Here is a 25,553-nt window from a genome sequence, read left to right on the forward strand (position 1 = left end):
ATGGTGTATCAACACATAGAATGAATAAAGGCCAGCAGTCAATTGGGGAATCAACTGCTGGTCTTTTAGTAATGATTACATTTGTTGTAATATAGCGATTAAAGCCATGCCATTATTAAATATATGTGTCACGATGGGTACGGCAATGTTTCCATTACTTTTAACGTAAGTAATGGTGAACATCGTGCCAAGCAGGAGATAGGGAACAATTTCTAATGGTGATTGTGCCACCTGCATATGTAGTAATGCAAAAGAGACGACAGAGATGATGCTCATAAAACCAATACCAAACTTTTTACCAAGTTCTCCAATTAAGATGTGACGAAATAGCAGTTCTTCTGTGATAGGTGTGAGTATCACAATACCTAAAAATACAAATGGTAGCCATTGAGGTTGTTCAAAAAAGATCATCAAGCTATCTTGGTTTCCAGTATCTTGGAATTGCCATTTTTTAGGCAACTGCGTCATGATCACCATAAACAAACCGTTTGATAAGAGATAGGCAACATATGTAAAAAGTATCAGCTTGATATGTTGACGTAAATCTTTTAAGTTCTCAACAAAGTGTAATTGAAATTTATGGCGATGTGAGATGATGATAAATAAAATAACCAATAGCGATGTCAATATTATACCAATCATGAGCATGATAGGCTCAGGTATATTGATGTTTAACTGTGTGAAAACTGCTAAAACAATGAAAGGTAAAGTAGCTTGTCCTAAAAAATAAATAAGAATGGCCCATAAGTCACGCCACGCTACTTTGGTTGATGATTGAAACATGTGATTACCTCCAAGGGGTTCAATAAAAGAGGTTGAGACAAAAGCATTTAGGGTTTGAGCAGAATCGAACGATGAGCAAAAATGCTTTTCAAATTTTTGCCGGAATCGTGGGGGTTCTGCCGAAAATCTTGCTTTTGGAACACCGTTAATCGGATTCTAGCACATGAATTTCTTATGCCCCAACCCCTTCTTTTACTGTAAATATTATATTATAGCGAAATACAACGAACAAACATCTTTATATCGTTTTCTTGTTAGTATATAATATTTCAATCTACAATTTTGACAACGAGAGAGGTTTATATGAAGAAACAATTTATTATTTTATATTTGAATATTTTCTTAGTGTTTCTTGGAATTGGTCTCGTTATCCCTGTTTTGCCAGTTTATTTGAAGGACTTAGGTTTAACAGGAGCGGACCTTGGTGTAATGGTTGCCGCATTTGCGCTAGCACAGATGATTATTTCGCCATTTGGTGGTGCAATGGCGGATAAGTTAGGAAAGAAATTAATTATATGTATCGGATTGATTTTATTTAGTGTTTCAGAATTTTTATTTGCAGTAAGTCATACATTTTCTTTGTTACTAGTGTCTCGTGTATTAGGAGGTTTTAGTGCTGGCACGATTATGCCAGGTGTAACAGGACTTATCGCAGACTTATCACCTATGCAAGATAAAGCAAGAAACTTTGGGTACATGTCAGCAATCATTTCTGCTGGTTTCATTCTTGGTCCAGGAGCGGGTGGTTTTCTAGCAGAGATTTCTCATCGTATGCCGTTTTACTTTGCTGGTGCACTCGGTGTACTTGCATTTCTCGGTACGGTAGTATTTGTTCAATCACCTAAACAAGAAACAACTCAAGGCTTTCAATCCTTTGAAAAAGTTGAACTTGAGAAAATACAGGTTAAAAAATTCATTACACCTGCTATTTTAACGTTAATTTTAGCTTTTGGATTATCAGCGTCTGAAACGTTATTCCCGCTCTATACAGCAGATAAAATTAACTTCCAACCTGCAGATATTTCTATTGCAATCACAGGTGGCGGTATTTTTGGAGCGATTTTCCAAGTGTTTTTATTCGATAAAATGGTACGTTATCTTAATGAATTAATGCTTATTGTTTATTCGCTCATTTATTCAGCAGTTGTTTTAGGTTTACTTATTTTTGCCCATTCATATTGGCATGTCATGCTGATCTGCTTTGTTGTATTCATTGGTTTTGACCTCATTCGTCCAGCATTGACAAATTACTTTTCAAATATTGCTGGAAATCGTCAAGGCTTTGCAGGTGGCTTGAACTCAACGTTTACAAGTATGGGGAATTTTATTGGTCCGCTTATTGCGGGGGGGCTCTACGATGTTAATATTGAGTATCCATTATTCATGTCCATTTTATTCATGTTAATTGGATGTGTCGTCATTATGATCGAAAAAGCAATCAGTCGTCGATACCATACACAGTCATAAGCCATATATTATCATTACCAGGGATGGAGTTGAGACATAGTACTTAGCTCCTTCCTACGATTAGTCAAGCACTTTATTTAAGTGAGTTCTAAAAAAGACATCACTAAATAAACCTATGCCAGAAAAATTTTTAATATGTTATGATATAGAAGGATAGGTTATCAGTGTGGTGACATTCGATAATCGTATTCTTTATTGTTAATAACTAAGTGGTGAATAGTTTTTAACAACTTGTTCACACAAGCAATGACTGCAGTCTTATGGCCCTTTCCATAAGGCTGTTCTTTTAATTTATAATAGTAATCAACAATGTGGTTGGCATATAGTCTTTGTACTTTCAACATGTTTTGTACAATGATATAAAATAATGACCTTGCACGTTTATTTCCTCGCTTATTTATTTTGTCTTTGTAATGTGTTTTTCCTGATTGATATCTTTTTATATCAATACCAATATAAGCATTCAGCTGTTTTTTAGAATGTAGAAATAAATATTATGGTAATGGGTGACTGAAGTGAGAATGCTCCTTCTTGAATACTGACAATTGCATTCTCAGATTAGAAATTTATTACGTCTTATTCTCAGTCCCTTTTTTAGTGCGAACAATACGATTCTAAAAAAAGCTCGTGATATAATAGTTAAGAATATAAAATGAGGAAATTATTATAGTATAGATAGTTTTTTATCTGACTTAGTTTATGGTATTACAATATGTATAATTGAGTGTATGAATTGAAACAGAGTCAATTGAAAATATATAGCCTATAGTGCTGTAATAACTGATAAACCCATTGCTAAGGGGATAAAGCAACGTTGATTTTTTAATCAGAGGTGAAAGAAAGATGAAGACCAAAAAAACTAATGCAATGCGTATATTAGATCGTGCGAAAATAAATTATGAAATGCGTACATTTGAAGTAGACGCTGAACATATAGAGGGTTCAGAAGTAGCAGAACGCATTGGTGTGAAAGAAGAACAAGTTTTTAAAACATTGGTGTTAACAAATAGCAACCGTGAATATTTTGTATTTGTTATTCCAGTCTCTGGGCATCTCGATATGAAAGCTGCTGCAGCGAGTGTAAATGAGAAAAAATTAAACTTAATGCCCCTTGATGGTTTGAAAAAGGTAACAGGTTATATCCGTGGTGGCTGTTCACCAATTGGTATGAAAACTAAATTCCCAACTGTAATTGATGAATCTGTGAAAAATATTGAACAAGTGTTTGTTAGTGCAGGTCAACGTGGTGTTCAAATGGGTGTTGCCCCAGATGATTTAATTCAAGCAGCAGAAGCACAAGTAACTTCAGTTGCTGTAGAAGAATAAAATTTGAAAAAGAGACATATGAAGTGTGAAAAAACAATCACTTTGTATGTCTCTTTTATTTTATTCATTGAATAAGGTGATGGATGAAAATGATTGCATGTGTCTTTTTTGTGACCTTTTATGACTGAAAATGAATGAAAATGAACGTTTTTGATTGCTAACTGAAAACGAATACATTATACTAAAAGGGAATTGAGGTGGTTAGATGCTAACGGATAAGCGACATGCACTCATTATTGATGTTTTAGGGCAACACAGCTTTTTGAGTTTACAGCAGTTGATGGATTATACAGGTTCAAGCGCATCAACAATTCGTCGAGATTTAACAAAGTTACAGGCAGAAGGGTTATTAACTCGTGTCCACGGTGGAGCCAAATTGGTAGATATAGCGATAGAACCAGAACTATCAACAAAACGTACTCAGCATATTGAAGAAAAGATTGAGATAGCAAAACAAGCAGCTAACCTAATCAATCAAAATGATTGTGTGTATTTAGATGCAGGATCTACCACATTAGAGATGGTCCCCTATATTAAAGCAACAGACATTACAGTTGTAACGAATGGTTTAACGCATGTTGAAGCATTATTGAAACAAGGGATTCGTACTTATATTGTGGGTGGTGAGATGAAATCGACAACGATGGCTGTTGTTGGCACACGTGCAGTTAACTTTTTAAGAAATTACTGTTTCAATAAAGCTTTTCTAGGCATCAACGGGATTGATATTTCAACCGGTTTAACGACGCCAGATGAGCGTGAAGCTTTGATGAAAGAAGTAGCTATACAGCAAAGTCAACAAACCTATGTTCTCGCAGATGCATCAAAGTTTCATCAGACACATTTTGCAACGATTAAAGCAACAGAACCACCTATTGTGATAACTTCAGAAAATGGACGTAAGCTAGGTAAGGATATATTAGAGAAATCAAATTTAGAACTACTAGGAGGGTAATTATGATTTATACAGTGACGCTAAATCCATCTATCGATTACATCATGTTTGTAGACGGATTTGAAGCAGGAGCACTCAATCGAACAACAGCAACAGCGAAATTTGCTGATGGTAAAGGTATTAATGTATCACGTGTATTACAAACACTTGATGTACCATCGACTGCACTTGGTTTTGTGGGAGGCTTTCCAGGACAGTTTGTAGAAGATACACTCACTTCTGCAGGTATTCAAACAGCTTTTACACAAGTTGAAGAAGATACACGAATCAATGTGAAGTTGAAGAGTGGTGCAGAAACAGAAATTAATGCGACAGGCCCAACGATTACAGAAGACAATATCAAGGCTTTATTAGAACAGCTTCGTCAAACGACATCAGAAGATATTGTTGTTATTGCAGGAAGTGTACCAAGCAGTGTATCTAAAACCATTTATGCAGATATGGCAAAAATTGTTAGAGAAACTGGCGCACAATTTGTTGTGGATGCTGAAAAGTCTTTAGTTGAAGGGATTTTACCATATGGACCAAAACTGATTAAACCGAATAAGGTTGAATTGGAAGAAATGTTTGATACGACTATTACGTCTGATTCAGAGGTCCTTAAATATGGCCGTAAGCTATTAGAAAAAGGTGCCCAATCTGTGTTGGTATCACTTGGTGGAGATGGTGCTATTTACCTTGACAAGTCACAAGCATTTAAAGTCGCAGCGCCAAAAGGCAATGTTATTAATACGGTTGGTGCTGGTGATAGTACAGTGGCAGGTATGGTAGCAGGTCTTACAAAAGGGTTATCACAACAAGAAACATTAGCATTAGCGATTGCATCAGGTTCAGCAACAGCATTTAATGATGACTTAGCAGAACGTTCGATGATTGATACATTATTGGAAAACATTAGCATTACACAGTTGAATGAGGAGGGGTAAAATGAGAATTACAGAGTTATTAACAAAAGAAACAGTCGCAATGGACCTTGCAGCAACTTCGAAAGATGCAGCTATCTCAGAATTAGCGCAACAATTAAATAAAGCAGGGAAGTTAAATAACTTAGCTGACTTTGAAGCGGCGATTCATGCGCGTGAAGAACAAAGCTCAACAGGGATTGGAGAAGGAATTGCAATTCCACATGCCAAAGTAGCAGCAGTAGATACGCCAGCAATTGCTTTTGGTAAATCTAAAGCAGGTATCGATTATCAAAGTCTTGATATGCAACCTGCACACTTATTCTTTATGATTGCTGCACCAGCATCAGGCGCACAAACACACTTAGATGCACTTGCAAAATTATCAGGTATCTTAATGGATGATAAAGTACGTGAAGCTTTATTACATGCTGAATCTCCAGAAGAAGTGTTAGCAATTATTAATAAAGCAGATGACGAAGTAGCAGATGAGGATGAAGTAGTAGCACCAGCAGACTTAGATGCAAGCGAACCATATGTACTTGCTGTGACAGCTTGTCCAACAGGTATTGCACACACATTTATGGCACGTGATGCTTTGAAAAAACAAGCAGAAGAAATGGGTGTACAAATTAAAGTTGAAACAAATGGTGCCGGTGGAATTAAAAACCACTTAACAGCTGAAGATATTGAAAAAGCAGATGGTGTTATCGTAGCTGCAGACGTACATGTAGAGACAAATCGTTTTGATGGTAAAAATGTTGTACAAGTACCAGTTGCAGACGGAATTAAACGCCCAGAAGAATTAATCAACACAGCATTAGATAAAAGTAGAAAACCATTCGTAGCTGAAAAAGGTGCGAGCACTTCAAAAGATAATGATGAAAAATTAGGTGTCGGTAAAACCATTTACAAACATTTAATGAACGGTGTATCAAATATGTTACCGCTTGTTATCGCGGGTGGTATCTTAATGGCTATCGTATTCATGTTCCATCCAAATGCCTTTGATCCAGAAAGTGCACATTATAATGCATTTGCAGCGTCATTATGGGAAATTGGTAGTAAGAGTGCCTTTGCGTTAATCATTCCGATCTTATCTGGTTACATCGCACGTAGTATCGCTGATAAACCAGGTTTCGCAGCTGGTCTTGTCGGTGGTATGTTAGCCGTATCAGGTGGATCAGGATTTATCGGTGGTATTATTGCAGGTTTCTTAGCAGGTTACTTAACAGAAGGTATTAAAGCAGCAACAAAGAACTTCCCACAAATGCTTGAAGGTTTAAAACCAACATTAATTTATCCGTTAATTTCAGTAACGGTGACTGGTCTAGCAATGATTTATATCTTTAATACACCAGCAGCATGGTTAAACAATGCATTAATTTCAGGTTTAGATAGTTTATCAGGTACAAACGTAGTTATTCTTGGTGTTGTACTTGGTGCGATGATGGCCATTGATATGGGTGGACCATTTAACAAAGCTGCATATGTATTTAGTACAGCAGCATTAACAGCAGGTAATCCAGAACCAATTACAGCAGCAATGGTCGGTGGTATGGTACCACCAATCGCACTTGCATTTGCAATGTTAATTTTCGGTAGCAAGTTTACAAAAGCTCAAAAAGGTTCTATCGTTCCAAACTTTGTAATGGGAGCAAGTTTCATTACAGAAGGTGCTATTCCTTTCGCAGCTGCAGACCCATTACGTGTCATTCCATCAATGATGGTTGGATCAGGTATCGCAGGTGGATTAGCATTATTATTTGGTTCTCAAATCCAAGCACCGCATGGTGGACTTGTGGTAATCTTCGGTACAGACTGGAGCCACTCATTATTTACAATTATCGCTATTTTAATTGGATCATTAGTGGGTGCGGTTATGTACGGTTTATTGAAGAAAAAACCAACAGACACACCAACAATCTAATTAAACTTCAAAAGAGGCTGAATCGGATGATCAGTCTCTTTTTTTGGATTAAAGAAAGGATCGTAATAAAAAATAAGTTTCCAAACTTCTTTTCGTTTTAAGTTGTGCGGTAAGGGTAAATTTAATTGTCATCCACATAAATGGAATAAGACGTCATCAATTTGTATGCTTTGAAACTTTTTAAAGGTAACAAAGTGCTTTTATCTAAACCTCATCCACTTAGATATTATTCTGTATAAATTCATAAAAAGTTGTGGTATGATAAAATTAATATTTTTATGTCTGGAGGTAGCTCAATGGGAAGGATCTAGTATGTGTAATGTATCAGAGAACATCTGTCACAGACAAAAACATAACGACATCACTTTCTATTGAGTGGTGTTAATTTAACGGAGGTGAATCCCTAGTTATTAGGGAACTAATTGGACAGTACGACCATAATTTATTTAATCATATTTTTTACATTAATCGCATTGACAACAGTCTTTGTAGGATCGGAGTTTGCATTAGTAAAAGTGCGAGCAACGAGAATTGAACAACTTATTGGAGAAGGAAACGGTAACGCACGTGTTGTGAAAAAGATGATTTCCAACTTGGATTATTATCTTTCAGCTTGTCAGTTGGGGATTACCGTGACATCACTGGGGTTAGGTTGGTTAGGTGAACCACTATTTGAACGTATACTACATCCTGTGATTGAACTTCTTAACATTCCAGGTGCTCTTGTAACAACGATTTCAATTGTTACAGCATTTACTATTGTGACTTACATTCATGTGGTTGTAGGTGAGCTTGCACCTAAAACATTAGCCATTCAATATACAGAGCGTATTGCATTACTTTATGCACGTCCACTTTATTATTTTGGTTTTATTATGAAACCATTGATTTGGGTAATGAATGGTTCTGCACGCTTAATCATTCGTATGTTTGGTGTGGACCCAAATGAAACAAATGAAGCGATGTCTGAGGAAGAATTAAAAATCATCATGAATAATAGTTATCATGGTGGGGAAATTAACCAAACAGAGCTAGCTTACATGCAGAATATCTTTTCATTTGATGAACGTCATGCTAAAGATATCATGGTACCTCGAACACAGATGGTAACATTAAATGAGCCATTTAATGTTGATGATCTTCTGGAAACAGTCAAAGAACATCAATTTACACGTTATCCGATTACTGAAGATGGGGACAAAGACCACATCAAAGGTTTTATTAATGTGAAAGAATTTTTAACAGAATATGCATCAGGTGTCCCAATTAAGACGAGTGATTATATTCATGAATTACCGATGATATCTGAAACAACACGCATTAGTGATGCACTTGTTCGTATGCAGCGCGAGCATGTCCATATTAGTCTTATTATCGATGAATATGGTGGAACAGCTGGTATTTTGACAATGGAAGATATCTTGGAAGAAATTGTTGGAGAGATTCGTGATGAGTTTGATGACGATGAAGTCAATGACATTGTGCCATTAGATGAAAACACATATCAAATTAATGGACGTGTGTTGTTAAGCGATCTTGAAGAACAATATGATATTGAATTTGAGGATTCAGAAGACATTGATACGATTGGTGGCTGGTTGCAAGCACAAAATACAAATCTTGAACAGGATGATTTTGTGGATACCGTATTCGATCGTTGGGTTATTTCTGAGATAGAGAATCATCAAATTATTCATGTCTTATTACGTTATGAATATAATGCAGAACGTCCAAAGAATATAGATGAAGATGAACAAAATGAAGATTAATTCCTAGAGTAAAGAACATCAATTTTGAAATATGATTCAAAGTGATGTTCTTTTGCTTTATGATTAGTTTGCGCATGTAAAATTTTAAAAGATAAGTTATAATGAATTGTAAAATAAATACGATAAAACTTTGAACAGATTAAAGTTCTGCTATAAATATAAGTACAATATGTACTATTTAATGATGAAACTAGAAGAATGAAGTAGGTGTACGAATCGTGAAAGTGAGAGTAATTGTACCTTGTTATAACGAAACAGCTATTTTGCAACGAACAATTGATAAGTTACAGGAAATATTAGATGTCGATGCAAAAAAACAAGGTTACACATATGATTTATTATTTGTTGATGATGGAAGTAAAGATACAACCATTGATATTTTACAAGAAGCAGCATCGGAATCAGAGGTAGTAAAATTTATTTCATTCAGTCGAAACTTTGGTAAAGAGTCTGCTATGATAGCGGGTTTTGAACATAGTGTTGATTGTGATGCAGTTATTATGATCGATGCAGATTTACAACACCCTCCTGAATTGATCCCTGATATGATAAAAGAATATCAAGAAGGTTATGATCAAGTTATTGCGAAGCGTAATCGCGATGGTGAGACAGCAAGCCGTAAATGGATGACGCGTTTATATTATAAGATGATTAATCACTGGGTTGAAGATATTGAACTCGTCGATGGTATCGGTGATTTCCGTTTATTAAGTAAACGTGCAGTTCGTGCGCTGGTAAGTATGGGTGAATACAATAGATTCTCTAAAGGGCTTTTTGCTTGGATTGGTTATCATACTAAAATCCTTAGTTATGATAATGTTTTACGAGAAGCAGGGGAGTCGAAGTGGTCATTTAGTAGTTTACTCAATTATGCAATTGATGGCTTGATCTCTTTCAATAATAAGCCTTTACGTGCCATGATTTATTTAGGTTTGTCAGTTTTTGGTGTAAGTTTACTTTATATCATATATTTACTGATAGATACTTTCATAAATGGTGTATCTGTTCCTGGATATGTTACGATGATAGCTGCCATTCTCCTAATGGGTGGTATTCAATTGATTTCAATAGGTGTCATCGGTGAATATATTGGACGTATTTATTATGAGGTTAAGCAACGACCAAATTATATTGTTCGTGCAGCAAATGTGGAACGTCCTTCTGAAGCATCATTTGAAGTCCCATATACAAGCAATGTAGAAGAACAACATATCAGTTCTAAGTAATATTTAAGTTCTACCAAGAGATGTATAAAGTATACATTTCGATAAATTTCTCTAAAATAATATTCTAATCATCCCCCTTAACGTTGGAATTAAAAAATCCAATGTTTAAGGGGGATTTTTTGGTATATGTTTTAACAGCGATACTACATATAATCATAATGATTTAATTATCTTTAACAGTATGTACATGTTTATCAGATCTATGTTCATGATTAATATGTCTACTACAGTCATATATTGTCTCTCTTATTCTTAATGTTGCATGACATCACTTGGTTGACGAAATTCAGAGCTACAAAGTGTGAACATAGCAATACATTAATATTGAGATTCCCTGATTTATTGATTTCTATGAGAAAATTGTTTTTATTGAGGATTTCCTCTTTTTTGTTCAATAAATATTGATAAGTAAGTGAGTACTCACTATACTACAATTAGTTAGTAAGTGATTGCTCACTTAATCTTGAGAGGTGATAATAATGGAAAAGATGATTGAAGTTAATAAATTGAAGAAAGCATTTGATTCACAAGTTGTATTGAATGGTGTGTCACTTGATGTAGTAGGTGGCGAAATTATCGGATTGATTGGCCCATCAGGCTCTGGTAAATCAACATTAATTAAAACGGTATTAGGGATGGAAAAAGCAGATGATGGTGAAGCGTTTGTATTAGATATTTCTATGCCAAATCGAAAAATTCTTGCAGATATTGGTTATATGGCACAATCTGATGCTTTGTATGAAGCGCTATCAGCGAAAGAAAACTTAGTGTTTTTTGGTCAAATGAAAGGGATTAAAAAAGAAGAATTAAAGCAACAAATTCAGCATGTATCAGAAGTAGTAGAATTAACAGATCATTTGAATAAAAGGGTAGGGAGTTATTCAGGCGGTATGAAACGTCGTTTATCTTTAGCGATAGCACTCTTAGGAAAGCCACGATTATTGATTTTAGATGAACCGACAGTTGGAATTGATCCATCTTTAAGAAGAAAGATATGGAAAGAACTGGATGCCTTACGTCGAGAAGGCTGTGGTATTTTGATTACGACACATGTTATGGATGAAGCGGAACTTACAGATAAAGTAGCATTACTATTACATGGTGATGTTATTGCATTTGATACACCTGCACATCTAAAAGATTTATACCAAGTAAATACTGTTGAAGAAGCATTTTTGAAAGCAGAAGGAGGATATTAACATGAGAGCATTTGCGATTGCGAAAAAAGTATTTAAAGAATTGATTAGAGATAAGCGTACACTTGCATTAATGTTTGTTGCTCCGATATTTATCATGTGGCTGATGAATGTGATGTTTACAGCAAACAACACAACAGAAGTGAATATGGCAGTAGTAGGTGTCGACCAAAATATCGTATCAACGATGAACGATGTCAATCATGTAACGGCTAAAAAATATAATAGTACAGAAACAGCTGAAAAAGCACTTACGAAAGAAAAAGTGGATGCGATTGTTGAAACAGATGATAATGAAAATTTTAGTGTTACTTATGCAAACCGAGATGCTTCCAAGACTGCAATGAGTAAACAAGTGTTTAAACAATCACTAACAGCAACACAAGTAAAAGAGATGACTGAAAAAGTACAAGATATGGTAAAAGCAAGTCCAAATCCGAACGCAGCAAATCAATTACAAAAGCCTTCTGTTTCGATAGATGAACACTATGATTATGGTGATGAAGATTCAGGATTCTTTATTAAAATGATTCCGGTATTGATGGGCTTTATGGTTTTCTTCTTTGTATTTTTAATTTCTGGTATGGCATTACTTAAAGAACGAACATCTGGTACGTTAGATCGTCTATTAGCTACACCTGTACGTCGTTCAGATATCGTATTTGGCTACATGCTCAGTTATGGATTTTTAGCGATTATTCAAACGTTAGTCATTGTTTTTGCAACAATTACTTTATTGAAAATTGAAGTGGTCGGAAATATTGCTAATGTTGTATTGGTAAACTTTGTTTTAGCATTGGTTGCCTTAGCATTTGGTATTTTGATGTCAACACTTGCTAAGTCAGAATTCCAAATGATGCAATTTATTCCTTTAGTTGTTATGCCACAGCTCTTTTCCTACGATTAGTCAAGCACTTTATTTAAGTGAGTGCTAAAAAAGGCATCACTAAATAAACCTATGTTAGTAAAAAATTTTTGGAATGTGTTATTATGATGGTAGATAGGTTATCAGTGCGGTGACATTCGATAATCGTATTCTTTATTGTTAATAACTAAGTGATGAATAGTTTTTAACAGCTTGTTCACACAAGCAATAACTGCAGTCTTATGGCCTTTTCCATAAGGCTGTTCTTTTAATTTATAATAGTAATCAACAATGTGGTTGGCATATAGTCTTTGTACTTTCAACATGTTTTGTACAATGATGTAAAATAATGACCTTGCACGTTTATTTCCTCGCTTATTTATTTTGTCTTTGTAATGTGTTTTTCCTGATTGATATCTTTTTATATCAATACCAATATAAGCATTCAGCTGTTTATGAGAAGTGAAAGCACGTATATCACCTAGTTCTCCAATTACCATAGCTGCAGTTAACTCTCCAATACCTGGAATAGATGTTAATATTTTAAATTCATCAAGTGTTTGAGCTAAGTCAATAAGTTGAGTTTGAATGGCTAATTGTCTTTCCATTGAATTAAGTAAATCATCAATTGTGTAGATGAGTTTATCTACGAAGAATGAATCAGCGGGTACTGATGGATAACTTTCATTCGTATAAGAAACTAACTTCTCCACATATGAATTTACCTTTTTGTCTGACAATCGTTTATTAGTACTATTAGCGATTAGCTCTTTCAATTTTGATACATTATTAACATCTACATAATCTGGATGTGGAAATAGCTTCGCAACTCTCAACGCGATTTTAGAGTATCTGTCTTTAAATAAAATTTGTAGTTCTGGAAAGGTCATATCTAATAACTGAATCAATGTACTTTTTAAGTATGTCATTTGATTAGAAAGTTCTTCATAATATCTTGTCACTTCTCTTATTTTGATGTGAATATCTTTTATCATATTTTGAGATGGTTGCTTATTATAATGCTTCGCAAGATTTGCCAACTTATGAGCATCTGATTTATCTGTTTTCCATGTTCTAAGTGTATTTGTCATTAACTTAGACTCTAACGGATTCACTATACTGTAAGGGATGTAATTTTCATTACAGAATCTTTCTAGCGGTTTGGAATATATACCTGTTGATTCAAGAAGGATATAAATCCCTGCATATTGTTTTACATAATTCAATAGATTTTCAAAGCCGCTTTTATTATGAATTAATTCAAACTCGTCTATAAAAGTTTCGTTTGAATAATGTGCAATAAAGCTTTTCCCTTTCCCTACATCGATACCAAAATATTCGATATAAATCACTCCTATTCTTTTTATCTAAGAAGCTTTAACTTCACTGACCCTTATTTTTTTCACTTTCCCATACACGATCTCACTGGACCCAACATACTAAAATCGAATTAATAAGGAGAGTGAAGTTCTCCAGTTTTTTATACGGATTCGTTGACCCTCGGAGCTGTTCGGAGTACTTCTCTCTACTACTATTCCATAAACTCAAATAATGCGCTATTGGCAAATTTTAGTAAATAAAAAAGTAGTGAAGTTACCTACCGTCGTAGATTTCTTCACCACTAATCTTAGTATGTTTCTCAGGACTTATTCCTTTAGAAAATATGGCAAATTGGGTTCAAATCATCGGTAAAATTTTACCATTATCATATTCAGGTCATGCGTTATCACAAATTATTCTTTGGGGGAATGGATGGGATAAAATGATAGGAGACTTAGGTATTTTAATGATCTTCTTAGTTGTTTTAACTGTACTGAATATCATTGTTCTAAAACGTTATCGTAAGGTATAATGAAGTCATGAATACAAATCAATTTCCAACATTCAAAGAGCAATTAGAAAGTGCGTCCATGCCACCCGGACAACGAAAAGCGATGTTAGCTGCAATTAAACTTTTTTCAGAGCAAGGTTATCATGCCACTTCTACAGCTCAAATTGCGAAAGAGGCAGGTATTAGTCAAGCAACCATCTTTAAATATTTTAGTACAAAAGAAGCATTGCTAATGGGGGTACTTGAACCTTTAAAAGAGATTGTAGGGAAGCCATTTATAGAAAGTTTATCTCAACAAGAAGATTTAGAAAGTTTAATTCATTTTATTGTTAGAGATCGTTATGCATTTGTATCATCAAATGTGGATTTCCTTAAAATTATTTTGCAAGAAGTGATGATTTCACCGAACTTGAGGGATGCATTGGCAATGAATTTTCAAAAGTTAATGCCAGATTTATTTCATCACATCAATAAGATTTTAGATGCTGATGAAAAGATAGATAAAAAGCTCACGCAAGCTGACCGGATTCGAACAATCATTGGGCCACTTTTTACCTATGTACTACAAACGCAGATTTTTTCAGTTAAAACAGGTGAGATTGATAAAGAGTTAGAAATAGTAGAAGCTCAAATTATTAAAAGTTTAAGAGAAAGCTGACATAAAAAAACGGTTTGCGTAATGCAAACCGTTTTTGCTATCTTATAGCTTATTTTTTACCACGTAATGCACCTAAAATAAGTGATACAACTGCGATAAAGATAATTGAACCGATAAGTGCTGGGAATACATAGATGCCACCGAATGATGGTCCCCATGCGCCTAGGAACATTCCGCCTACCCAAGAACCGAGTAAACCAGCGATAATATTACCTAAAATCCCACCTGGGATGTCTTTTCCTAAAATTGCTCCGGCAGCCCAACCAATGAGTCCGCCTACTATTAACATGACAATAAAGCCTATTATAATAGCCTCCTTTTAAAATTTAAATCTTTGTGATAATACTGTTATACCCGGTGCCTCATATTTTAATCATCTTTTTATAAAAAAAATATTTTTTCTACATATAAAATAATACCAAGTCCTGTATAGAGTAGGATGAACAAATACCAAAAAGGTGTAAGTGAGACGATGATAACCATAGCTATTAAAATAAAAAGCGTTCCAATCCAAAGTGGTTGTTTAATTTTCAGACGATAATATAATTTTTGAAACCATTCTGAATTAAACGTACTTGAAAACAAAATAATCGCGCCAAATGCAAATATTGCAGGCGCCAAATATGGAACAGACATGTAGAATGATTGGTCACCCGTTTGATCTACTACAACAAGAGAAATACTAATCATGATCGTTAGAATACCTGTTAAAAATTTCTGTTGTGTAATACAAAAGGAATAATAGTGATGATTTAAGTAATATTGTAAAATTGTCCAAATACAGTACATAAGCACAGTAAATACAGCGATAAAGTTAAGTTTACTTAGTAAGATTAAATTGATAAAGCCATTTATTGTAATAGCCAATAGTACGCTACTAAAATATAATGTTTGAAATTGATGTCGGTATAAGTCAATTGCGAGGACAGCGATAACGACAATAGCATTTAAAATAACAAATGTGACCATGTGACTCTCCTAACTTGTTGCATTTCATTTCTCCATTATAACAATGTAGTCATGAGTTATCATGTGAAATGTTACAAACATGTTAAATAATATATGACTATTAAAAATATGGATACCTAAAATATATTGTAATTAGGTTCCAACTTTGAGATTTAGTAATGCCATGATATAATTTAAGGCACAAATGCTATCTTACAGTAATGAAAATGTTAGTATTTGATAAGAACAGAAGCGATGTAAGTTTGCTTTTCTAATTTTTATGAAATCTTATAGTTTATACTAAAATATTGGCTTTGGCCTAACACTATTGAATTTTTAGAGTTTAGGTTGATAATGGTTAGATACATTCCATGATTGAAAAAATATAAATAATACTAGACAATACATAAAATAATAAGGAGAAGGTGACATAATGATTTATGCAGGTATATTAGCTGGTGGTATAGGATCCAGAATGGGAAATGTTCCGTTACCAAAGCAGTTTCTGGATTTAGATGACAAACCAATCCTAATTCACACAGTTGAAAAGTTTTTGCTAACAAATAATTTTGATGCAATCTTTATTGCAACTCCTCAAAAATGGATATCTCACACTAAAGATATTTTGAGAATGAATAACATTAATGATCCGAGAATTAAAGTAGTACAAGGTGGAACAGACCGTAACGAAACAATCATGAATATTATTCAATCAATCGAAGAACAACATGGTATTACAGATGAAGATATCATAGTTACTCATGATGCAGTAAGACCGTTTTTAACTCATAGAATTATTAAAGAAAATATTGAGGGCGCACTAGCGTTTGGTGCAGTAGATACGGTAATTACAGCAACGGATACTATTATTACTTCAACGGATGGCGACACAATAAACTCTATACCACTAAGAAATGAAATGTATCAAGGACAAACACCTCAGTCATTTAATATTAATTTGTTACGTAATAACTATAATAATTTATCTGAAGAAGATAAAAAAATACTAACTGATGCATGTAAAATCCTTGTTGTTTCAAATCAAAAAGTAAAATTAGTTTTAGGTGAGCTATACAATATTAAAATTACAACACCTTATGATTTGAAAGTTGCTAACTCTATCATTAAGGGTGGGATGCTAAATGATTAATCAGGTTTATCAGTTAGTGTCGCCTAGACAGTTTGAAGTAACATATAATAATGAAGATATCAACAGTAATAAAGTAATTGTAAGACCACTGTACTTATCAATTTGTGCAGCTGATCAAAGATACTACACTGGTAGTAGAGCAGAAGATGTTCTAAAAAAGAAATTACCAATGTCTTTGATTCATGAAGCGGTTGGAGAAGTTGTTTATGATAGTCAAGGTATGTATGATGTTGGTACAAAAGTGATTATGGTGCCCAATACGCCAACTAAAACAGATGAAATTATAGCAGAAAATTATCTACCAACGAGTAAGTTTAGATCTAGTGGTTATGATGGTTTCATGCAAGACTATGTCTTTATGGATCATGATAGAGTTGTTGAGATAGATAAAAGTATCAGTGATTTAAGTACTATTGCTTATTCGGAACTTGTAACTGTTAGTTGGCACGCACTTCAAAGATTTGAAAAGAAATCACACGCAAATAAGAATCGATTTGCAATCTGGGGAGACGGCAACTTAGGCTATATTACGGCTATATTATTACGTAAAAAATACCCGGATGCTGAGATTTATGTATTTGGTAAGACTGATTACAAATTAAGACATTTTTCTTTTGTAACAAAAACATTTCATATTTATAATATTCCAGATGACTTAACATTTGATCATGCGTTTGAATGCGTAGGTGGTAAAGGTAGTCAATCTGCTGTCGAACAAATTATAGACCATATTTCACCAGAGGGTACTATTAGTTTGTTAGGTGTTACTGAATATCCTATTGAAGTAAATACAAGATTAGTTTTGGAAAAAGGTTTAACAATGTATGGTAGTAGTAGAAGTGGTGCACAAGATTTTAGAGAAGTAGCACAATTTTATAAAGATAATCCAGATGTTGTTGAGAAATTATCCCTATTAAAAGGTAACGAATTTGAAGTAAAAACAATCAATGATGTAATTCAAGCATTTGAAAGTGATTTATCAACTTCATGGGGCAAAACTACACTCAAGTGGGTAATGTAAATTAATACAAGGAGTGAATAGGAGCGTTGAGTAATAATAATTTGAAGGTAGACAACATATACTGGGAAAGAGTTCAGATGTATGTAGAAGGCCACGGTATAGATTTTGATTTTAGTAATAAAACATTAGTATTACGAAATTTAACAGAGACAATTGAAATGGTAGCAAATGATGTTCAGATAGAAGGTCAAAAATTTAAGGCCCGATTTAACGTTGCGATTTTAAATGATGGAGACTATCTGCCATCTGATGAATATTTGATTGTGTTTAAAGGCGAAATGGATGACATTGTGGGTGTAAATAAATCATTGTTATCACTTGATCATTATGATTTAGAAGATGAAGAGTTGGTTGAATATGAACAGATTTCAACTAAGAACGGTAAAAGTAATTTCTTACTTGAACGTTATGGACACGAATTCCAAAGAGGTGGTATCTCAACGAAAACCACTTATACTGTTATGCCGAAGATTTCTAGAGAAGTTAATGAATTTGTCATAGAAGTTGAATTTAATAAACCGCCAGAGAAAAAAGGAAAACTTGCGACAAAATTACAAGAGTTTAAAATGGCATATAATAGCAAATCATTTGAAATTAGAAATTTTATGTTCCGAGCAATATTTAACACAACTAAGTTTTTCCATCTAAAGAAAGGAAATACTGTACTATTCACATCGGATTCAAGAGCAGAGATGAGTGGTAACTTTAAGTTTGTTTATGATGAAATGTTGGAGCGTAAACTTGATGAAAAGTATCGAATTCATAGTTTGTTTAAGCCTGACATAACCGAAAGAAGAAAATTTGTAGATAAATTTAAACTTCCATATTTATTAGGTAAGGCAGATTATATTTTTGTAGATGACTACCATCCATTGCTTTATACAGTGAAATTTAGAAAAAGCCAAGAAATTATCCAGCTGTGGCATGCAGTTGGCGCTTTTAAGACAGTTGGATTTAGTAGAACAGGAAAACAAGGAGGCCCATTCTTTGATTCTGTTAATCATAGAAATTATACGAAGGCTTTCGTGTCTTCAGAAAATGATATACCATTCTATGGAGAAGCTTTTGGCATAAAAGAACGCAATATTATACCAACAGGTGTACCACGAACAGATATTTTCTTTGATGAACAATATAAAGATAAAATTGTAAAAGAAATGACAGATGAATTGCCAATGATTAATGGGAAAAAAGTTATTTTATTCGCTCCAACTTTTAGAGGGAATGGGCATAAATCAGCACATTATCCATTTTTTAAAATTGACTTTGCACGTTTAGCAAAGTTCTGTGAGGAAAAAAATGCGGTGGTCTTATTTAAAATGCACCCATTTGTGAAAAATAAGCTTAATATTCCGAGAGAGTATCAGCCATATTTTGCAGATATCTCAACTTATAGAGAAGTCAATGACATTTTATTTATTACAGATGTTCTTATCAGTGATTACTCGTCACTCGTATATGAATTCGCATTATTCAAGCGTCCAATGCTATTTTATGCATTTGATTTAGAAGATTATGTGAGTTTAAGAGATTTCTATGAACCATATGAAACATTTGTACCAGGTAAGATAGTAGAATCTTTTGATGATCTTATTGAGTCGCTATACAAGGAAGATTACGAAATTGAAAAAGTACCACCATTTGTTAAAAAGCACTATAATTTTGTAGATGGAAGATCAAGTGAGCGAATTGTACGTCATCTATTTGGCTCGTAATCTGATACGAATCATAGTTTAAATTAAAAAATAAGGTAAGGAGATGATTTTCTCCTTACCTTATTTTGTGTAGTGCAGATTTTTTGCGATGAGTAAGTATAAGGGGTATTTATGTTCATTTTATAAATATTTCTAGTTAAGAACACTGTTATATCTACTTAGTCAAAGAATAAATGTAAAAAATTCTATTTTATTTTATTGATTAAACCAATCACTAATTTTTTGTGTGATTTCATCAAGTTTTGAATTGACGCGGTCTAGTTGTTCTTGCATTTTTTCCGAATTACCATTTTGGCGTTCATTTTCGGCATTCTGTAAGTTATCAACGGTATCGTCATATTGATTTGCAACTTGATCCGCTTTTTTACTGTTAATATCATTTCTTAAATCTTGAATTTGTTGTTTTAGGTCATCGATTTTACTTTGTGACGCTGTATCGTTAGACGCAATACTTTCTTGCGTGTCTTTAATTTGTTCTTGTAACTCAGAATCTTTTTGTTGTAAGAGTTCCGCTTGTTCAGCATTATTTTGTTCTACTTGTTCAATTGCTTCGTCAGTATCATTCGTACAAGATTTTAATAGAAATAGCCCGATTACCAATAATGCGACTACTAAGCCAACGAGTAGCCATTTATTTTTACGTTGTGTTTGGTGAAGTTCGGAATCTTTTTGGCGCAAGTATTCATAGTCTGGTGTATGTGGATGTTGTGATGTGTTTTTGATAATAATACCGCCAAAAACATCATATTGTTGTTGATCTGTTAAAGTATGAATATTGAGATCTGTATTCAGCTGATTATGCTTATCGTAAGCAATAATGGTACCGTCTTCTAAAACTTTTTCAACTCTTGGATAAACGTCAGAACGTTGTGTACGTTTCATCATGTCACTCCTCTTGATTGGGATAAGTGGAAAGAGAACAGGTTGAATGAGAGAGACTGTCTATCAAGTTCGTAGATTATTCATCATTTAAAAACTGTTCTTCTCATTATTTTACACCCCTTTAAGGTTACTCCACAACAATGTGTGTAATTGTGGTAACACACGGACATGGTTAAGTGTTGAATTTGACATAACTTGGTTTATTAACCATTCATAGCGATCTAAAAGTTTTGCTGTATGATTTTCAACTGTTTCATCTAAGTAAGGATTGCCGACTTGAATAAAGAATGGAACATTTTGGTATCGTTGATGTATCTTTTGCGCAAATGCCAAGTCTGCTTCATCAAATACAACGACTTTAAGACTAATTGATTCAGGTCGACACTGTGCAATCACTGCATCTAATTGCTCCAAGTTCTGATCCATTCCAGAACTAGGGGGTTTCGGTGAAATAGTTAAATCATGTATTTGACGCATCCATGGTTGAAATGCTGTTCCTTGTGTTTCTAATGCCAGTTGAATATGTTTTGTTTCACACAGATCAACAAAGGATTGCAAGTTTTTAAGAAGTGCAGGGTTGCCGCCAGAAATGGTGATATGATCGAAACAGTCACCGCCGATTTCACTTAAACGTTGCCAAATCTCTTCGGCTGTTAGCATTTCAATTTCATCACGCATGGAGCCGTCCCATGTAAACTTAGAGTCGCACCAACTACAGCGAAAGTCACATCCTGCTGTGCGAACAAACATCGTTTTACGGCCGATGACTTGACCTTCACCTTGGATAGTTGGACCAAAAATTTCAAGTACTGGTATTTTTACAGCCATTTATAGTTGCTCCTTCGTACGTTTTGGACGATAAACAACATAGCTTGATGGTGTCTCACGTAAGAAAACTTGTAAGCATTTTGGCGCGTGTGGTAATTCGGCAAGACGATCTGCTACGATTTCATAAATTGTTTGTGCAACCACTTCTGTAGACGGGCTTTTACCTTCAAATAATGGAAGGTCATTTAGTAAATAGTGGTCAAATTGGTCATGTATCAAAGCTTTTAATTCACTGAAATTAATTAAAAACCCTGTGTCATCTAGTGCATCTCCAGCAATTGTTAAGTTGACGAAATAAGTATGACCGTGTGTACGCATACATTTTCCAGCTTCTGGTGCAGGAATGTAGTGTGCTGCTGAAAAGTTAAAGTCTTTATTTAGTTCAAAGCTGTACGGATGGTCAATATTTGGATAGATTTGTTGCATCATGATTGGTGTGCTCCTTTTTCGTTAAGATATTGTTCTAAGCCACGCTGACGGAGTTGACAAGCAGGACATGTACCACATCCATCTGCAATGACACCGTTGTAACATGTAAGTGTTTGATTTCGAACATAGTCTAATACGCCTAGTTCATCACTAAGTGCCCAAGTTTCTTTTTTATCAAGCCACATGAGTGGAGTATGAATAACAAAATCTCGATCCATTGCCAAACTCATTGTGACATTCATTGATTTAACGAATTGGTCACGACAATCTGGATAGCCAGAGAAGTCTGTTTCACAAACGCCTGTAATAATATGTTTGGCATTGATTTGATAAGCTAGCGCACCAGCAAATGATAAGAAGAGAAGATTACGTGCTGGGACAAAAGTATTGGGAATCTCATCAGATGTATCGATATCAATGTCAGTTGATGTCAGTGCATTAGGAGAAAGTTGTGATAGTAATGACATATCTAAAATATGATGTTTCAAACCTTGATCTTCAGCAATCGCTTTTGCGACCTCGATTTCTTTAGCGTGACGTTGACCATATTCAAAGGTGACCAACTCTACTTCTTTAAAGAGTTTTTTGGCATAAAAGAGGCATGTTGTGCTATCTTGACCGCCACTAAATACGACAAGTGCTTTTTCTTGGTTGAGTGCATTTGACATTTTGATGTCGCTCCTTTAATTTCTGAGCATTCCAAGCAGTTGAGAAAGGGGGTATAAAAAGTAGATAACCATAATCTTTATACGACGGGCAATATTGTGCAAAAATGCATAAAAAAGTCCGTCCCTATAAAAACAGACGGAAAATGATAGTCTAGTTTTTTATAGAGGGTTTAGTATACGCTAGGAACCTCTGTTTGATTATTTTACGTTGATTAATGTAACGCATCTGAACAAAGAAATCAACTGTTGGTAGGTGGGCATTCAGTTTTCTATCAGAATATCAAAGAGGTACAGTCTGTATTTGTTAAAAATATACCATCGTTTTGATCGATTATTTCATATCTCAATTATATTAATTTAGTTTGTTTTTTATAGTAGATATTCATTTTTGTCAATTGGAGAGACATTTGTGATAATAGAGTTAATACCATATAAATGAGGTAGAACAGATGATATTAATGATTGATAATAAAGATTCATTTACATACAATATTGTAGATTATTTGAAGACAGAGAGTACACATCGTGTCGAAGTGATCGATGTCGATGAGGTGACGCTTGAACGTTTGGAGGCTTATCAACCCGAGGCAATTGTTATTTCTCCTGGACCGGGCGCACCAGAAGATTATCCAATATTACAAGATGTGTTACGTCATTTTGAAACACGTATGCCGATATTGGGTGTCTGTTTAGGTTTTCAATTAATAGTTACTTACTATGGCGGAAAGATTGTACATGCGCCATTTCCTGTCCATGGACATACAACAGAAATCACACATGATGGTTCACAATTATTCAAAGGGTTGCCAGCGTCTTTTCATGTGATGCGATACCATTCATTAATGGCAGATCCGAGTACGACTCAATCCCCATTAATTGTCACTGCAACGAATAAGGAACAAATGATTATGGCTGTAGCACATGAGACATTGCCTATTTATGCGGTGCAATATCATCCGGAATCTATTTTGTCAGAGCATGGACATGCGCAAATACGTAACTTTCTTAATAAGGTAGGGTCTAGCAATGGTTGTGAAGTTTAATTATACATATTATATAGATGAACAAACGACAGAGAAATATCATTATACGTTTGATGAACCGAGTGCTTCATACATTGCACATCAAATATCAGAAGTAGGCAAAGTTGTTGTGGAGGCAGAACGGTTACAGCAAGCGGGTTATTACGTTGCGTTATACCTTCCTTATGAAGCAGCGGCTTATTATAATACAGATTTTAAGGTGTATACGCCAATAGATGGTATATATGCGGCTTGTTATGCATTTGAGGCACCTGTTGATGAGGCGAGTGTAAAGTGGGAGACAACAGAGCAGGTGATTTCGCCATCTTTTCAATTTACTGAAACCAAAGAGACAATTATGAAAAATATTCAATCGATTCAGCAAGAAATTGTAGATGGTTGGACGTATCAAGTGAACTATACAACAAGACTTGAAGCGGCAGCAGCAACGTCTATGAGTGTGCTGTATCATCAATTAACACAGCAAGCGAATGGTGGATATACAGCATTGATTGATACGGATGTGTTACAAATTGCTTCCATATCGCCAGAGTTATTTTTCCAAGTGGGACCTTTTGACGAGTCTGAGAAGGTTGTGATGAGTAAACCAATGAAAGGGACAATGCCACGGGGAGCAACGCCACAACAAGATCAACAGAATTATGAGTTGTTACAGCAATCAGCGAAAGATAGAGCTGAAAATATTATGATTGTGGACTTGTTACGAAATGATATTGCACGAATCGCAAAGCATGGCACAGTGCGTGTGGGAGAATTATGTGCGATTGAAACGTATCCAACCGTATATCAAATGACAACAATGGTTCGTGGCGCAGTGAAACAAGAGACGTCATTAAATGATTTGTTTGCTGCATTATTCCCATGTGGCTCAATTACAGGTGCGCCTAAAGTAAATACGATGTCAATCATTCATCGACTTGAGCCCACACCACGTCATGGATATTGTGGTACGATTGGGTTATTACGACCAGAAGGAAATGCAGTATTTAATGTGCCTATAAGAACCATTCAACGACTAGGAGAAAAGTTCATCTATGGTGTAGGTGCAGGTATAACGATTGACTCAGATCCTGCACAAGAATATGCTGAATTTCAAGATAAGACACGTATTTTAAAGGGGCTATAAATATGCAATTATTTGAAACGATGCGTTTGGAAGCAGGAATGATTCCACGTGAAACATATCATGTTGAAAGAATCTCGCGTTCTGCTAAAGCATTAGATATACCATTTTCTCAAAGGGAATGGCAACAAGTTATCTCAGATTTAAAAAGAGTACACGAGCAAGGGTGTTTTCGTTTAAAGATAAACCTATCTGATAAAGGTGTCTTATCTTCTGAAGTAGGGGAATTAATGGATAAACCTTTCATGACTGCTCGACTTGTAGAAATTGATGACGATACGTCTTTTTGGCAAAGGATACACAAGACATCTGAGCGTGCTTTTTTACAACATGATCATCAGACAGATATGGTACTTTTTTATAATTTAGAAGGGCAGTTATTAGAATTTGATATTGGAAACTTGGTTATTTCGAATGACCAAGGATTATTAACACCCAGTTATCATGATAATTTTTTACGAGGATGTATGCGACAAGCTTTATTAGATCAAGGTGAAATTAAGGAAGCGGACTTAACACTACATACATTAAAAACTGCACTCGAGTTAGAAGAACCGATATGGATGATTAATAGCTTGAGAGAGTGGGTGCCAGTGCGATTTATAGAGAGTTGAGTGATGGTCATGAAGATTTTAGGTTATTTTATATTGTTTCTTTTATTGATGTGGTTTGGAAAGAAAATGGGTGTTCATTTTAAACGGAGTGGGCGTTATGCTTACGCTTATTTGCTTGTGAGTGTGGTTATTTTCATAGAAGTCATTGTGATTTACTACTTTGTTGGCGAATTGATACAGAATATAACGCAATTATTAAAAATGTTTTATAATGAAACATAAAA

26 protein-coding genes and 1 pseudogene are annotated in these 25,553 nt (G+C 34.6%); 18 read left to right on the top strand and 9 right to left on the bottom strand.

The genetic code is table 11. The features are described 5' to 3' along the window. Nucleotides 1–75: 75 nt before the first annotated feature. Entirely contained in the window at nucleotides 76–783 is a 708-nt protein-coding gene (locus MUA88_RS01985) for a CPBP family intramembrane glutamic endopeptidase (protein ID WP_262604487.1), read from the bottom strand. A gap of 303 nt (nucleotides 784–1,086) precedes the next feature. On the opposite strand from MUA88_RS01985, the gene norA reads away from it, so the two are divergent. Further along, complete coding sequence (norA, locus tag MUA88_RS01990; protein WP_262605695.1) at nucleotides 1,087–2,250, top strand: multidrug efflux MFS transporter NorA; 1,164 nt, start codon at nucleotides 1,087–1,089, stop codon at nucleotides 2,248–2,250. A 161-nt stretch (nucleotides 2,251–2,411) separates the two neighbouring features. Here norA and MUA88_RS01995 read toward each other — a convergent pair. Continuing rightward, nucleotides 2,412–2,729, bottom strand: a pseudogene (locus MUA88_RS01995) (transposase); the annotation flags it as partial. A gap of 364 nt (nucleotides 2,730–3,093) precedes the next feature. Between MUA88_RS01995 and ybaK the strand changes: the two are divergent. From ybaK to MUA88_RS02035, 8 genes are all read left to right on the top strand, one after another. Further along, entirely contained in the window at nucleotides 3,094–3,576 is a 483-nt protein-coding gene (gene ybaK / locus MUA88_RS02000; protein ID WP_262604488.1) for a Cys-tRNA(Pro) deacylase, read from the top strand. Between the two features lie 205 nt (nucleotides 3,577–3,781). Beyond that, nucleotides 3,782–4,531 carry a DeoR/GlpR family DNA-binding transcription regulator gene (locus MUA88_RS02005; RefSeq protein WP_262605696.1) on the top strand — a complete coding sequence of 250 codons (750 nt, stop codon included), beginning with the start codon at nucleotides 3,782–3,784 and terminating at the stop codon, nucleotides 4,529–4,531. 2 nt (nucleotides 4,532–4,533) lie between these two features. Next, on the top strand, nucleotides 4,534–5,457 hold the full coding sequence (pfkB, locus tag MUA88_RS02010; protein WP_262605697.1) for a 1-phosphofructokinase: 924 nt from the start codon (nucleotides 4,534–4,536) through the stop codon (nucleotides 5,455–5,457). 1 nt (nucleotide 5,458) lies between these two features. Beyond that, nucleotides 5,459–7,363 (top strand): PTS fructose transporter subunit IIABC, encoded by a 1,905-nt coding sequence (locus MUA88_RS02015; protein ID WP_262605698.1) that lies wholly within the window; start codon nucleotides 5,459–5,461, stop codon nucleotides 7,361–7,363. 422 nt (nucleotides 7,364–7,785) lie between these two features. Then, entirely contained in the window at nucleotides 7,786–9,132 is a 1,347-nt protein-coding gene (locus MUA88_RS02020) for a hemolysin family protein (protein WP_262605699.1), read from the top strand. A gap of 218 nt (nucleotides 9,133–9,350) precedes the next feature. Continuing rightward, nucleotides 9,351–10,358 carry a glycosyltransferase family 2 protein gene (locus MUA88_RS02025; RefSeq protein WP_262604493.1) on the top strand — a complete coding sequence of 336 codons (1,008 nt, stop codon included), beginning with the start codon at nucleotides 9,351–9,353 and terminating at the stop codon, nucleotides 10,356–10,358. Nucleotides 10,359–10,837: 479 nt separating this feature from the next. Next, the gene (locus tag MUA88_RS02030; protein ID WP_262604494.1) at nucleotides 10,838–11,557 is read left to right on the top strand and encodes an ABC transporter ATP-binding protein; all 720 of its coding nucleotides are present in this window, start codon (nucleotides 10,838–10,840) and stop codon (nucleotides 11,555–11,557) included. Between the two features lies 1 nt (nucleotide 11,558). Then, nucleotides 11,559–12,461, top strand: coding sequence for an ABC transporter permease (locus tag MUA88_RS02035; protein ID WP_262605700.1), 903 nt, complete (start codon nucleotides 11,559–11,561; stop codon nucleotides 12,459–12,461). Nucleotides 12,462–12,562: 101 nt separating this feature from the next. Here the strand turns inward: MUA88_RS02035 and MUA88_RS02040 are convergent, their stop codons facing one another. After that, nucleotides 12,563–13,771, bottom strand: coding sequence for an IS110 family RNA-guided transposase (locus MUA88_RS02040; protein WP_262604648.1), 1,209 nt, complete (start codon nucleotides 13,769–13,771; stop codon nucleotides 12,563–12,565). 272 nt (nucleotides 13,772–14,043) lie between these two features. Between MUA88_RS02040 and MUA88_RS02045 the strand changes: the two genes are divergently transcribed. Together MUA88_RS02045 and MUA88_RS02050 are read left to right on the top strand one after the other, a co-directional pair. Then, the gene (locus MUA88_RS02045; protein ID WP_346658231.1) at nucleotides 14,044–14,271 is read left to right on the top strand and encodes an ABC transporter permease; all 228 of its coding nucleotides are present in this window, start codon (nucleotides 14,044–14,046) and stop codon (nucleotides 14,269–14,271) included. Nucleotides 14,272–14,278: 7 nt separating this feature from the next. Then, the gene (locus MUA88_RS02050; RefSeq protein WP_262604498.1) at nucleotides 14,279–14,908 is read left to right on the top strand and encodes a TetR/AcrR family transcriptional regulator; all 630 of its coding nucleotides are present in this window, start codon (nucleotides 14,279–14,281) and stop codon (nucleotides 14,906–14,908) included. A gap of 49 nt (nucleotides 14,909–14,957) precedes the next feature. Here MUA88_RS02050 and MUA88_RS02055 read toward each other — a convergent pair whose 3' ends face one another. Next, nucleotides 14,958–15,215, bottom strand: coding sequence for a GlsB/YeaQ/YmgE family stress response membrane protein (locus tag MUA88_RS02055; protein WP_262605087.1), 258 nt, complete (start codon nucleotides 15,213–15,215; stop codon nucleotides 14,958–14,960). Between the two features lie 74 nt (nucleotides 15,216–15,289). Continuing rightward, nucleotides 15,290–15,877 carry a hypothetical protein gene (locus MUA88_RS02060; RefSeq protein ID WP_262605701.1) on the bottom strand — a complete coding sequence of 196 codons (588 nt, stop codon included), beginning with the start codon at nucleotides 15,875–15,877 and terminating at the stop codon, nucleotides 15,290–15,292. A 412-nt stretch (nucleotides 15,878–16,289) separates the two neighbouring features. Here MUA88_RS02060 and MUA88_RS02065 point away from each other — a divergent pair, with 412 nt between their 5' ends. The 3 genes from MUA88_RS02065 (at nucleotide 16,290) to MUA88_RS02075 (ending at nucleotide 19,742) form a co-directional block, all read left to right on the top strand. After that, nucleotides 16,290–17,006, top strand: coding sequence for a D-ribitol-5-phosphate cytidylyltransferase (locus MUA88_RS02065; protein WP_262604500.1), 717 nt, complete (start codon nucleotides 16,290–16,292; stop codon nucleotides 17,004–17,006). Next, complete coding sequence (locus MUA88_RS02070; RefSeq protein ID WP_262604501.1) at nucleotides 16,999–18,027, top strand: alcohol dehydrogenase catalytic domain-containing protein; 1,029 nt, start codon at nucleotides 16,999–17,001, stop codon at nucleotides 18,025–18,027. Before MUA88_RS02065 ends, MUA88_RS02070 begins: the two co-directional genes overlap by 8 nt. A gap of 77 nt (nucleotides 18,028–18,104) precedes the next feature. After that, nucleotides 18,105–19,742, top strand: coding sequence for a CDP-glycerol glycerophosphotransferase family protein (locus MUA88_RS02075; RefSeq protein WP_481906559.1), 1,638 nt, complete (start codon nucleotides 18,105–18,107; stop codon nucleotides 19,740–19,742). A 195-nt stretch (nucleotides 19,743–19,937) separates the two neighbouring features. Here MUA88_RS02075 and MUA88_RS02080 read toward each other — a convergent pair whose 3' ends face one another. The 4 genes from MUA88_RS02080 to queC all read right to left on the bottom strand — a co-directional run bounded on the left by MUA88_RS02080 (nucleotide 19,938) and on the right by queC (nucleotide 22,549). Next, a complete protein-coding gene (locus tag MUA88_RS02080) occupies nucleotides 19,938–20,627 on the bottom strand; it encodes a hypothetical protein (RefSeq protein WP_262604503.1) in 690 nt (229 codons plus the stop codon). Between the two features lie 108 nt (nucleotides 20,628–20,735). Continuing rightward, nucleotides 20,736–21,452 (bottom strand): 7-carboxy-7-deazaguanine synthase QueE, encoded by a 717-nt coding sequence (gene queE / locus MUA88_RS02085; RefSeq protein WP_262605702.1) that lies wholly within the window; start codon nucleotides 21,450–21,452, stop codon nucleotides 20,736–20,738. Further along, on the bottom strand, nucleotides 21,453–21,881 hold the full coding sequence (queD, locus tag MUA88_RS02090) for a 6-carboxytetrahydropterin synthase QueD (RefSeq protein WP_262605703.1): 429 nt from the start codon (nucleotides 21,879–21,881) through the stop codon (nucleotides 21,453–21,455). Beyond that, complete coding sequence (queC, locus tag MUA88_RS02095; RefSeq protein ID WP_262605704.1) at nucleotides 21,878–22,549, bottom strand: 7-cyano-7-deazaguanine synthase QueC; 672 nt, start codon at nucleotides 22,547–22,549, stop codon at nucleotides 21,878–21,880. The genes queD and queC overlap by 4 nt, the downstream gene beginning before the upstream one ends. 449 nt (nucleotides 22,550–22,998) lie before the next feature. Here queC and MUA88_RS02100 point away from each other — a divergent pair, with 449 nt between their 5' ends. The 4 genes from MUA88_RS02100 to MUA88_RS02115 are packed head-to-tail and all read left to right on the top strand — an operon-like array spanning nucleotide 22,999 to nucleotide 25,551. Next, a complete protein-coding gene (locus MUA88_RS02100) occupies nucleotides 22,999–23,592 on the top strand; it encodes an anthranilate synthase component II (protein ID WP_262604507.1) in 594 nt (197 codons plus the stop codon). After that, nucleotides 23,576–24,718 carry an aminodeoxychorismate synthase component I gene (gene pabB, locus MUA88_RS02105; protein ID WP_262604508.1) on the top strand — a complete coding sequence of 381 codons (1,143 nt, stop codon included), beginning with the start codon at nucleotides 23,576–23,578 and terminating at the stop codon, nucleotides 24,716–24,718. Before MUA88_RS02100 ends, pabB begins: the two co-directional genes overlap by 17 nt. Before the next feature lie 2 nt (nucleotides 24,719–24,720). After that, complete coding sequence (locus MUA88_RS02110; RefSeq protein ID WP_262604509.1) at nucleotides 24,721–25,329, top strand: aminotransferase class IV; 609 nt, start codon at nucleotides 24,721–24,723, stop codon at nucleotides 25,327–25,329. Between the two features lie 3 nt (nucleotides 25,330–25,332). Next, a complete protein-coding gene (locus MUA88_RS02115; RefSeq protein WP_262605705.1) occupies nucleotides 25,333–25,551 on the top strand; it encodes a hypothetical protein in 219 nt (72 codons plus the stop codon). The last annotated feature ends 2 nt before the right edge of the window (nucleotides 25,552–25,553 follow it).

Origin of the sequence: Staphylococcus sp. IVB6240, from assembly GCF_025558425.1 — a bacterium.
Taxonomy (GTDB): Bacteria; Bacillota; Bacilli; order Staphylococcales; family Staphylococcaceae; genus Staphylococcus.